Source organism: Sedimentibacter sp. B4, assembly GCF_000309315.1.
GTDB classification, from domain to species: Bacteria; Bacillota; Clostridia; order Tissierellales; family Sedimentibacteraceae; genus Sedimentibacter; species Sedimentibacter saalensis.
Genome location: NZ_CANG01000018.1, coordinates 45,559 through 57,614 on the forward strand (window position 1 = coordinate 45,559; position 12,056 = coordinate 57,614).

Genomic DNA, 12,056 nt, shown 5'->3' on the forward strand with positions numbered 1-12,056 from the left:
AACAAAATTACGCAAAAAAGCATGCAATTCAATAAAAATTACATGCTTTTTTTGTTGCAAATATTATTAAAAAACTCGTTGCAAAAGTGACTGTAAAAATCGATTTTGCACCTCTGAAGTAAACCCGTTACAAATATGAGGAGTTTTTAATGTTTTCAGGTTTTAGTATGAAGACAGCCCTTGATATTTCAGTTTATAGACATATAGCCAAATTAATAATACATCTATTTAATGATATAGTCATACTTATCATTCAAGTTTTAGAAACTAAATTTAAGCAAAAAAACACATGCAAAATGATATATATACTTTTTCAACTTAAAACCTAACAATTTTAAAAGTTTTCGCTTTTAAATATGTTATAAACCCTCTAATTTTAATTGTAATCCTGAGAAAAGATAATCATAATTATCAGATTGCTTTCTGCCTTCGAGAGTTTTAGTAACTAACAATAGTTTATTATTAGGCAACAATTTTTGATCTAAAACATAATTTACTTTAAATAATCCAAGTAAACTTGCAGGTATATTAAAACCAGGACATATAAATTGAATATTATTTACTTCAAGTAGCTGCATTAATGGCTCATATAGATACGTTGCACCGCTTGAACCAAAGGGATTGTCACATAAGATTACTTTTCTTGTATCATTGGAATTTCTATTGTACAACTTCCTAATATATGAAATTAAGCAAATTGCAATCATTAAGTAGGTAGTATTAATTTGGCCGGTTGACCCAACAATTTCTTTCCATTTCTGAGGTCTGCTATTATCTGCTAAGTCCTCGAACTTATACACATCAATATCCCATCTTCTTAATTCATTAAAACTTTTACTAAATAGATTTGAGAGAGATAACTTTTCTTTTAGATACTTTTCTTTATCTTCATTTTTTTCATAGCTCTCAATCTCCTCTATAAGTTTATCTATATAGTCGCTTAAACATTGTTTTCTATATTCTGGTTCAGGAACATTATTTGTATTTAATCTTATAATTTCCTTTTGATTACCTTTAATATCAATTTTCGATAATATAGAAAACTTCTTAATGTCATTTAAAACTTCATTACATCTTTGAGAACATAATTCTACAAATTCTTCTTTCAATCTTCTTAAATCTTCTATACTTTTTTCTATTTCGCTCTTTTCTTTTTCTATAATAGCAATATAACCCTCTTCCCCTATCATAGAATTAATTTGAAACTCAACATCTTTCAATGTTTTTGGAATATTAATATCATTTAACTCAGTAGTAAAATTACTAATATTTGCAACTTTGAATTTTTCTTTTGCCTTATTAACAGTAATAATGATATTTTCGCTGATTGAATCAATATCCTTTTTATATTTTTTTATGTTACCACCGAATCCGTCAATTACATTAACATCTTCACTTAACTCATCGGTTTTAAATTTAATGTCATATGATTCTTTTTGAGTTTTAGCACTATCTAATTTTTTAGAAAAAGCGTCTATTTTTTCAGTACACTCCGCATAAGACTTTTTATACTCTTCAATTTGTTTCATTATCTTTCTGAATTCAATATTTAAGCTCTCTTCATATTTGTCCAGATCATTAATGTTGTTAAAAAGCTCATCATCATAATATGAATCACATATTTCTTTAAATTTATCCTTTAACTCATTAATACTGGCATTTAAATTATCAATATCAGCCTCAAGCTTATATTTTTTCCCTTTAATTGGCTCAATTAATTTTTCAGCTTCATCTTTTTCAATATCAAGAGCCTTCAGTTTCTCAAATGAAGTAGACGATATAGCTGCTGAGTTATCTTTATCGACCAAAAAGTCTAAAGTATATCCATGATAATTCATAACTTCAACAGCTTTTCCACATACATCTTCTTTCTGTTGCATTTGCTTAACTAAGTCGATTAATCCACCGTCTTTTTCCTGAATAGATTTTTGAATAGATTGATATTGTTCCCTTGCTTCATCTATCTTTACTTTTAAATAATCCAAATGATTTATTTCAACATTTGTTATGTTTGTATTAACATCCTGCAATAATTCTTTTAATTTAGAACTTTCGTTTTCTTTATCTCTAATTGTATCTTTCATACTTACTAAAGATTTGTCATTTATTTTATATTCTTCATTCTTTTTGGTTAGGATGTTATTTAATTTTTCTTCTTTTTCCTCAAGAGTTTCAAATTTTGGTATTTCAACAGATAACTCATTATCAAGTTTTATAAAACTATCAAGAGCAATAACTATTTCCCTTTCATCTATTATTTGTAGTCTTAATTTATCTAAAGCTTCTTTCTTTGACTGATGCAATGAAATTAAATTCTTTATTTTTTCTTCAAGCAAACTTATATTTTCTTTTACTTTTGTGATTTCAGATTTAATTTGAGCTATCTCATCATTTATAGTTTTCTCGAAATCTTCAACATAAGAAAATTCAAATCTTGTAGCTATTTTCAAATGACCATCCAATACTGAAATAGAAGTTTTCAGTATATTTTCTTCATTTCTTCTTTCTTCTAATTCTTTTTTCTTTTTCTCTATTTCTCTTTTTATTAGATCTTCATCAATAAATAAATCAACTGGTTTTGTAGAAAATTGTACTGAACTAAGATTTAATTTGTCTCGACTTCTAACCGTGGAACGACTAATTACTGGAACTGCTAAATCACCAAAAGACAATCTTAAATCATTATTGTTGCTAAAATCATCAAAATGTTCATCTGATAATATTATTGAATAAGGAACCAAGATATTTTTTTCAAGGATGTCCTTTTTATCATCCGACTCAAGTCCCTCAATATCATCAATACCTAACTGAGCAGAGCTATATATTTTACTCATCCTATCAAAAACATAGCGTAACTCTTGATGAACACCTAAAGGCTTCTGTTCATTAAGATTTTTAATCAAGGAAGAAAGTGCGTTACACTCATCTTCTTTCTTTTGCTTTTCAATCTTTAATTTGTCGATTTCTTTTGTTATTACAACACTAAGTTTTGATTGATATGGGACATCATAATCAGCAGCTATCTCTAAATATTTAGCTTTCTGGTTACTATATGCTTCAAGATTGGAAGCCTTTTGAGACAAACTATCATTTAAACGGCTATAGCTTTCCTCAGCATTTTGCTTATCATTTTCACGTTGAGTCCTCTCTATAGGTAGTTTAAACTGCACTTCTTGATTTAGATAATCCTCTTCATTTTCAAGCTTTGCAAGTCGCTCTTTACTTCTAACAAATGAATCTTCAGAAAAGTCCATTACACCTAAGCTTAAAAGCTTAGTTTTTAATTCTTCTATTGTCTTTTCCTTCTTATCGATTGTTTCTCCTAAAACATCAATATTCGCTTTCAAATCAGAATGCTCTTTCCCCAATGCTTCTTTTTCATCATAAAGGGAACTTTGCTTTTCAACCAATAAGTCTCTATCATTTTTAAGTTCACTTACTTTATCTTCGATATCATATATTTGTTTATTGATATGATGTCTATATATAGTGCCATAATGATTTCTTTGTTTTTTTAAATCAGTTACATTTTCTTCTCTTTTCTCTTTTAAAAGTTCAAGTTCCTTATATTCTGATTTAGCCTTTTTATATTCAATATATGCATTACCGGAATTTGCAAACTTTATAGATTCTTCTATTTTCTCTTTTTTTGCTATTTCAATGTTTAATTCATTTGTACGTTCTTTTAATTCTTCATTCTTTTCATCAACTATTATTAATTTCTTCTTAATTACTACAGACAGCTGTTTCTTTTCTGTATCCTTTCTATTTTGGTCGAGAGTTATTAATTCTGTTTTATATAACTCCTTATATTCTTCAAGTTCGTCAACTTGAGCAATTAAATAATTAATTACCATACATAATTTTTCTTCTAAATCGTTTTTGTTTTTAAATACAGTCTTTAACCGTTCTTCTATACTTACAAGTTCTGTTATTACTTTAATCATGTAATCATACTCGGCAAGAATACTTCTCTTTGTTGTCAGTTCTTTTAATTGATCTTTCATATCCAACAATGTATTAGCAAGCTTTTCTTTATCCTGATAATCCTTATTATGCTTCCACATATAACTTTTTTCAATTATTTCAGGAATTATGAACTTTAAAATAAACGCATCTGCAGTTTTGTAGTTTTTAAAGAACCCTTCTATTGGATTACCTTCTCCGGCATTTATTTGCCTAAGCATGCTCCATTCTGTATCAATAATATTATACTGAGCGAGGCTTTTTTTATAAGAAGTTAGGTCATTCGCTTCATTTGGACCATATATTTCAACACTAATATTTTTAAGTCCAATTTCTTTCTTAAATTTTTGAAGATTAGTTTTTAATCCTTCATAGTTTATTATAGTCTTTTCGTTTGCTTCATTTTCTTTACGTAAAGGAATATGTACTGCATCATACTCATGAGGAGAGTTATATGATATCAAGTAATTGAAATAGTCCATTGAAGCACTTTTATCAATACCATCATCTTCTTGATTTTCAGTATATTTATCTTCGCCGTTTTTCTTCTTCGCACAAAATCCTGTCAATAGATACTTGCTTGGATAACCTTCATCCAACTCCCATTCAACTACAACATGAGCTGCTTTAGTTGCATTGGAACCTTTAAATACTTTTTTAAAAGGATTCTTAGCAACCAAATATGAATTAGGAATGATTGTCTGTAATGCACAAAGTAAGATAAACGACTTACCTAATCCGTTTATAGCTTCATAAGTTGAATTTAAACCTTCAAAATCAAGCAACAAGTTATCCGCTATATTATTACCATCATTATAAGTAATTCCACAAATTCTAATTTTTCTAATAGCTGGCATTATCCAATCTCCTTATTCATTTATTAAGCTGTTTAATTCAGCTTTATTTTCTCTGTCTGAAAAGTAATTTTCCACTATAACTCTAAATCTTGAAGTTGGCGAATATGTTCTTTCTTCTACATTTTTTCTTAACAACCCTTCATCATTAAAAAAATTAAGCACCTTATTTATAAAACCTATTTTAGTTGAAGTATTGTTCTGCTCATGAATATCTTCTTCCTTGGACTTAATACTAATATCAGGAAGGACATTCCACACCGTATACATATAAGCAAAACCCTCCTCTTTCTTTTCATCATATTCTTTGTCTTCAGCCATAGATTTCAATTTATCATTCACAGCTTTAAGTAAATCTGTGTTAATAATATACAATTTTAAGGTATTAGCGGAACTGTCTTTATAACATGTAAGCATTAGCACATACATTATAAAATAACAAATATATAACTCTTTATTGTCCGTAATTTTTAATACACTTCTAAGTTTTTGGTTTGTATATCCGAATGTAATATTATCCTTTTTTACGGAAAGATATATGGCATCTCCTGAGTTAAAAAGATAAAAACCCAAACCATCAAGCATAGATTCTAAAGCTAATCTTATTTCCATATCATTTAAGTAATACCCATAAAGCAATGAATCATTTACCTCTGTCAATTGTCTTTTCCTAAGTAGAATACTAAACATTTCTGCAGCTATTTTAATTTTCTCACTGTTCATCTAAGCTCATTCTCCTTATTGTATAGTTAGTAATATTAGATTCTTGCCCTTCCTGATCATTAATCAATATTAACTCTTCGCCATTTTCTTTTGAGTAAAGCTCTAATATAGTTTTCTGTAAAGGTGCATATTCTTTTTTGTTTTTAACAACCTGTGCTACTAATGGTTCAAATTTTAATTGTTTTTCATTTGCATAATTAAGGTACTCACGAACATATTTATTTAAATCATGAAATCTCATTAATGACGCAACACATTTATTGTTGCTGGCCTGAAATGTCGCATAACTATAAAACTGAAAAAGAAAAGTATGAAAGTCTGGATTGTATAAGATTTCTAAATATTCTTTATCTTTTAAATAATCAACAAAATCTTTGATTGTTATCTCTTCTTTTGTTATTAAATAATCGAAAAGTACATTAAGAAACAATGTGTAATTAGCTATTACTCTTTTTTCGATTACATGAGTGAATCCAACATAATCTTCTCCATCTCCCTCATACATTGTGTGGTACTCTTCACTAATTCGTTTTTTCTCTTTAATCAATTCCATGTCTTCGATTTTCTCTTCTGAAAAAGTCAATTCGAAGTTTGTAGACAGCAACGGAAGTATAGCTTGTTCAAGTAATAAAGCATTATCATTTCTCGAAACACCCTGTAGATAGGTTTCAAAATCAAATTTTTCTTTAAAAGAGTTAGCTCTTTTTCCTAATAAAATTTCTTCTTTTTGTCTTCCAAGTTCAACAGTTTGGTTTATCAATAAATTATGAATTTCAATAGTAGCCTTTAATTCATCACCAATTTCCTGCAATTTAAATTGTGCGAGCTTTTGTTGATTTGTCATTGTATCCGGAGCTATTTCATTTAAATGTATTAGTAGGCCATTTATAGTGGTTTCTGTAGCTTGAAACAAATCCTTCTCTTCATCACATTTTGTTAATATTGATACTTTATAACTTTCGTACATGGGCAAAGCCTTGATCCCGTTAGTTATTAAAGCTTCAACTATATCTCGCTTTCTTAAAATAAGCTTTCTAACCTCTGCGTTTACGTTTATAATTTGATTTAAAGCACTTGAGTAGTCATTATTCTCAATCATTTTTTTAAGCAATAAAAGATGTATGGTTACTTTTGATTCTTCTGAGAATTCTTTAGTCTGTAAATAAAAATCAATGCCTTCTGTCGTTATACTGTAACAGTTTTTATCTACAGCCTCATTATATGAAAATGTTATATATCTTACATAATGTTCTTCCATTTTCTGTTTTTCTACATTTAATACATCATAAATAAATGGAGAACCATCATTTTGCATTTTATTTAATACATAATCTGTAAAATCTCTAATTTCTTCAATTTCCCATGTCTTATTAAAAATGACCTTTGTATATTTCAATAAGAAATCTTGAATGTCGCTATATATTATATTCTTTTGCTTAATTTCTACTTCATAAAGCAGGTAACCCAACAATCCTAACACTATACTGCACATATCAATATCAGGATATTTTTTGTTAGAACGTTTCAACATGAAATATGGATCATACTTTTTAAGGTTAATCATGCGCAAATGAATTTCTGATGCGATTTTATCTACAATTTCATTTTTATTGTCCATCATAAGATGTCCACCTTTCTTTTAAAATTGAATAATTTAGAGCCTCTTGAGGAATATAAGTTTGTTTTTCTATCATATCTCTAATAACAGTTTTGTGGTTAGCTTCATGAAACATTTCAAGTATTTCGTTTAATTCTTCATCTTTCAATTTCTCTTGAAACTCACCTCTATTTGGCAGCTTGTCTTTATCCATAGTAGAATCTATCATCATTTCATAAGCTTTTTTCAATAATTTAAAGTTTAATTGTGGGAATCCCTTTTTTAATCTTAGAAAAAAACAAAGGCCAGAAGAATCAATATCTCCAAAATACAAGATTTCATCATAACCTGTGATTTCATATTGCTCATAAGTTTTAAAACCTCCAGTAATTTTATTTCCATGTCCGTAAATAAGCATATCAATATCAGAAATTATTTTATCTTTAAATATGATTTTTTGAAAAGTCCAAAAAGTATCTAAGTTTTCTATAATTAATATTTTTCTTGCAGGTTTAGAATAAAATGAGCTGCTTAATATAACGAGTAAAGGGTCATAATTGCTTTTACAATGCAAATCTACTTCGTTTATACCAATCGTATTTAATATATCTAATTTTTCCGAGAACTTATCCTGGTCTTTTAATAATTTTTCATCTCCAAAAAGTTCATAGCTCCTTTCATTTATGCTTATAAATTCATTTGGTTTATCCTTGTGCTCCCTGAGATAATTGCTAATTATCTTTATATATTTGCGATATTTTACGTATAAATCAGGTTTTTTAAATACTGGCTTTTCAAAATTCATTCCGTACAATAAATTAATTTCTTTTATATATTCCATAGGCATTTCTTTACAGTCCGGCTTCATAATATTGTATTTAAGTGGAAGCTTATAATAATTATCAACTTTATTATTTTTCATTTTGCCAGTTTTTTTATCTTTTCCTTGAGGAATAATAATTTCATTTTCAATAAGGTTATTAACAATATCAATAAATTCATTATATTTAAATCCAGTAAATTCTTTTAATTTTTCGATATTGCCTCCGGATATAATAAACTTCAAATTATCAAGATTTATTGTTTTATTATCATAATTTATAATATCGTTTTTAATTTTTTCTAATCTCATAACGATTTCCTTCCTGCTTATCATATACTTAGTTTACCTAATTATACCATATTTATTATATACTGCTATAAATTAAAAGTATTATCACAATAATTTGTACCATTTGAACAAAAACAAATGTATTTTTGAAATATGAAACTCTTACAATAAACCAAAAATATGATATAATGAAATTAAAGATTAAGGTATTAAATAATAAAAGAAAGGATGTTTGCTTAGTGCAAGAAGTCTTACTAAATATAAAGGAACTATGCAAAGAAAGCTCTATAATATGGAGTCAACATGTTTTGCTACAAGATGCTTGCAAAGGGTATAAAAACTGCCGAAATTGAAAATTGTATTTTAAGCGGCGAGATAATTGAAGAATATCCGGATGATTATCCTTATTGTAGTTATTTAATATTAGGATTAAAAATAAATAATCAATTTTTACTCTATGATTGTTGAATTGGATATAATAAGTTTTGGATAATAACTGTATACTTTCCAAGTATAAATAAATGGGAACCTGGCTAAAAAAAGAAAGGAGCAATAAATATGAAGTGTTTTTTGTGCAAAGGTGATAAGATAAATAAAAATACTAACTACTTTTTGAATTTAGACGGAAGTATTATAATTATAAAAAATGTTCCTTCTTTAGTTTGTGATCAATGTGGAGAAGTATTTTACGAAAATGAAGTAATGAAACGAATCGAAAAAATTATAGACTTATTTAAAAATGCTTTAACCGAAATTGCTATTGTTAATTACGACGACAAAGTAGCATAATATTTAAATTGCGATAATATAGATGTCACAACACCCTGAGTGTGTGAAAGAATCTCTGTAAAATGACTTTCTATGATAAATTTCTAAACATACATGATAAAAATTAGATCAGATATGCTTAGAAACAGTATAAATAATGTTAAATTGTATGTCAACAACACCCTTGAAATGGGTGTTGTTTTTTGATTAGTGAGCTATTTAAGTCTGCCTTCAAACATTATTGAGAGCTCACCGTAGACTTTACCCTAATTTCTAAGAGGCATACTCTACTTTTTAGTAGCATCAAAAGTTGCCAGGTATAAAGCCTTCAAGAGAGCTGTATCAATTAAAAATATGCTTCTCTGGTGGTTTAGCCTTCAGTATGTACTATTCATTTCTATGCGTTGGTTTTGTAAATCACCTTTCTGACATCAGCTAAAAATTTAAAAATATGATAAATTTTCATACTACCTACGTTATTTACTATTATAAGTATAAAAATTTCTAACAATTACATCTTTTCTTCATTTATTATTTTAGGTTCATCAGCATAAACTCCTAAATAACATCCTTGATCAAAAACTGTTTGCACGACAGTTAGCCAGAAGTCTTTAATAGCAACTTCATTATCATTAATTCCTGTAAAATTTTTATAGCATTGTAAAAAAGGTGTTTTGTCTTTCATTTTATCAGTAGGAGTATTAATATTTTGAAGTGATACATACAAGTATTCACCGTATTGTTCATTTGTAATCAACACCTTACCAAATGAGCAATTCGTCAAATCGTTTTCATATTTTTTGCATGGGAAGAAACTATACATTCCATTTATAGGGTTATCTATCGTAGCTCCTTTATATATTATAAATGTTTTTTCATCATTCTGGACATAAAAATTTCCAGTTCTTTTATTTTTTCTTTCAAATATTTTTTTAAGTACAACATTCTTAAAACATTCATACTTTTTGTCAGAAAACGTGCTAAAGTCTGGATTATCTTTTATATTTATTACAGTAACCTTTTCGTCCACAACAAAAACAGTATCTAATTCCATATACTTATTTTCGTTTGTGACTCTACCTGTTGTTCCAAATAAAACTATGTCACCTTTATTTAAATTTTTCATTACTTTTCTATATTGTTTACAATTAGTATAGAAAAAATTATCTCCAAAAACATAAGGATCTGTATTTTGCAGATATTCTCCAGATTCTTTTTTTAAATATTCAACAGTATGTAAATAATGTGGTTTATTACTATTTCTTATTTCCTCAACTTCACTCTTAGCACTTTTTAAATTCTTATTTTGTATAACGTTAAAAGAAGTAGCTGGTTCCCATTCACCCCAAAAAACTATATCTCCTGAATATGTATCTTCGTCTAATTTTGATATATATTTTCCCTTTGCTTTTATAAATTTTCTGTGATGATCACCATCATTCCAAGGCATATATTGATTATTAATAACTCTATCAAAATCATAGGTCGGACAATCTTTATCTTTCAAATTATTTTTGTCCAAATGTTCAGTTCCTGTATGACCAAACAGCACAATTTTAGGAATCGTATTATCCATATTAGGCCTCCATCCTATCTAATGAATTTTTTATAAAATCATATGTCATTGCACCAAATGGAGTACCTCGCATATTTCTACCATTAATTAAGTAAATATCATTATATTTATATTTTCTAATAAAACCGCCATTGTCATTTTCAATATTTTTTATGCAATCTTTTTTAGCGTTAATATTAAAATATTTATCTAAGTTATTTTCGCTTAAGGAAGATAAAATGATATCTGGATTTAAGTAATCAATAAAATCATTAAGAATATTTTTAAAATCAATTAGCAATTGGTTTTGAATATTTTCAGATAACTTTCCCCATTTATTAAAAGTTGAAAGTGGACAAAGATCTGTATGTATTGCATAATTTGAATATTTACCGCTTTGAATTACTTCACCATAACTTGAATTAATACAATTTAACGGTGTTTCCATTCTGTAAAACCAACTATATGGCTCGTCTTTGAAATAATTGTTTAATGTTCTAATAAAAACGTTCTTATCTACTATATTTAACTTGTCCTTAGTATAAATGTCTTGTCCCTTTTTAAATCTAATAAAATTATAATTATCTGTTTTTTTTAATCTAAACTCATCATTTGAAGGATTAATTGCTAAAGTGATTACCTTTTTAGAGCTTTCGTTCTGATACTTATTCAGATCACCGAACCAGAAAACAGGTATGCATGGATTAACTATCGGTGAGTTTTGCATATCTCTGTATTTGACGTAATAATCCCAGCACTTATCTATTAAAATGCTTAATTGATTGTCCAATTATTTAACACCTCCAATGTTACAATTCTTGTTTAACTAATTTCATTATTTTTTTATACTTGATTATTAAAAGATTCCCAATCGCTACATGATGATCCTTCACCCATATCGACACCTCTAAAACCACCTTTTGGCGCAGCACATTTACCATGTCCAATTAAAGATTCAAAAAAATAAGCCATAAAATCAACATCTCTTTTACCAAGCCAATATCTGCAGCTTGCACAAACCTTTTGATCACAACTCCAACTTGACATATGTTTTCCCCCTTAGATAAATTATTTATGTGATTGACTAATAAAATAGTTGCGAATAATATAAAATTTCCTTTATTATACTATTACAAGTATATAATTTTAGACTACTAATTTCTATAAGTTCTCCTCTTCTTCTAAGGAATCTTCCTCATATGGAATATGCAAAATATCATCTCTTTCATCAATACAATTCATAGTCCTACAATCAAAACATATTCCATCCATTGTTTCTTCCGGTTCAAATGCTTCTCCACATAAGTTACAAATAATCATATTATTTGCATATTCAAACTCGATACACTTTGGGCATAAAGATTTTGACAAAAGATTATCATCATTTTTAACGATAAATGATTCACCGCATCGAATACATTTTGGCATAAAAAATCCTCCATTTTTATATCATATATTTTTAATTTATTTGTAAAGTACAAG

The 12,056-nt window shown here is 27.6% G+C and carries 10 protein-coding genes and 1 pseudogene; 2 read left to right on the forward strand and 9 right to left on the reverse strand.

The window, feature by feature from the left end; all coding sequences use genetic code 11:
- Window positions 1-359 precede the first annotated feature (359 nt).
- The 4 genes from BN358_RS03370 to BN358_RS03385 are packed head-to-tail and all read right to left on the reverse strand — an operon-like array spanning window position 360 to window position 8,272.
- Window positions 360-4,823, reverse strand: a complete 4,464-nt coding sequence (locus BN358_RS03370) for a hypothetical protein (protein WP_019227208.1) — start codon at window positions 4,821-4,823, stop codon at window positions 360-362.
- A gap of 12 nt (window positions 4,824-4,835) precedes the next feature.
- Window positions 4,836-5,543 carry a DUF6063 family protein gene (locus BN358_RS03375; protein WP_019227209.1) on the reverse strand — a complete coding sequence of 236 codons (708 nt, stop codon included), beginning with the start codon at window positions 5,541-5,543 and terminating at the stop codon, window positions 4,836-4,838.
- Window positions 5,533-7,164, reverse strand: a complete 1,632-nt coding sequence (locus tag BN358_RS03380) for a hypothetical protein (RefSeq protein ID WP_019227210.1) — start codon at window positions 7,162-7,164, stop codon at window positions 5,533-5,535. The genes BN358_RS03375 and BN358_RS03380 overlap by 11 nt, the downstream gene beginning before the upstream one ends.
- A complete protein-coding gene (locus BN358_RS03385) occupies window positions 7,151-8,272 on the reverse strand; it encodes a Wadjet anti-phage system protein JetD domain-containing protein (protein ID WP_019227211.1) in 1,122 nt (373 codons plus the stop codon). Before BN358_RS03385 ends, BN358_RS03380 begins: the two co-directional genes overlap by 14 nt.
- Window positions 8,273-8,554: 282 nt before the next feature.
- On the opposite strand from BN358_RS03385, the gene BN358_RS22745 reads away from it, so the two are divergent.
- Together BN358_RS22745 and BN358_RS03390 are read left to right on the forward strand one after the other, a co-directional pair.
- The gene (locus tag BN358_RS22745; protein ID WP_019227212.1) at window positions 8,555-8,719 is read left to right on the forward strand and encodes a DUF4258 domain-containing protein; all 165 of its coding nucleotides are present in this window, start codon (window positions 8,555-8,557) and stop codon (window positions 8,717-8,719) included.
- A 90-nt stretch (window positions 8,720-8,809) separates the two neighbouring features.
- A complete protein-coding gene (locus tag BN358_RS03390) occupies window positions 8,810-9,040 on the forward strand; it encodes a type II toxin-antitoxin system MqsA family antitoxin (protein WP_019227213.1) in 231 nt (76 codons plus the stop codon).
- 245 nt (window positions 9,041-9,285) lie between these two features.
- On the opposite strand, the pseudogene BN358_RS27415 reads toward BN358_RS03390, so the two are convergent.
- From BN358_RS27415 to BN358_RS03410, 5 genes and pseudogenes are all read right to left on the reverse strand, one after another.
- Window positions 9,286-9,470, reverse strand: a pseudogene (locus tag BN358_RS27415) (IS256 family transposase); the annotation flags it as partial.
- Window positions 9,471-9,530: 60 nt separating this feature from the next.
- Window positions 9,531-10,595, reverse strand: a complete 1,065-nt coding sequence (locus BN358_RS03395) for a hypothetical protein (protein WP_019227214.1) — start codon at window positions 10,593-10,595, stop codon at window positions 9,531-9,533.
- Window position 10,596: 1 nt separating this feature from the next.
- The gene (locus tag BN358_RS03400; RefSeq protein WP_019227215.1) at window positions 10,597-11,364 is read right to left on the reverse strand and encodes a hypothetical protein; all 768 of its coding nucleotides are present in this window, start codon (window positions 11,362-11,364) and stop codon (window positions 10,597-10,599) included.
- A gap of 53 nt (window positions 11,365-11,417) precedes the next feature.
- A complete protein-coding gene (locus BN358_RS03405) occupies window positions 11,418-11,621 on the reverse strand; it encodes a hypothetical protein (protein WP_019227216.1) in 204 nt (67 codons plus the stop codon).
- Window positions 11,622-11,735: 114 nt separating this feature from the next.
- Window positions 11,736-12,002 (reverse strand): hypothetical protein, encoded by a 267-nt coding sequence (locus tag BN358_RS03410; protein ID WP_019227217.1) that lies wholly within the window; start codon window positions 12,000-12,002, stop codon window positions 11,736-11,738.
- Between the last annotated feature and the right edge of the window lie 54 nt (window positions 12,003-12,056).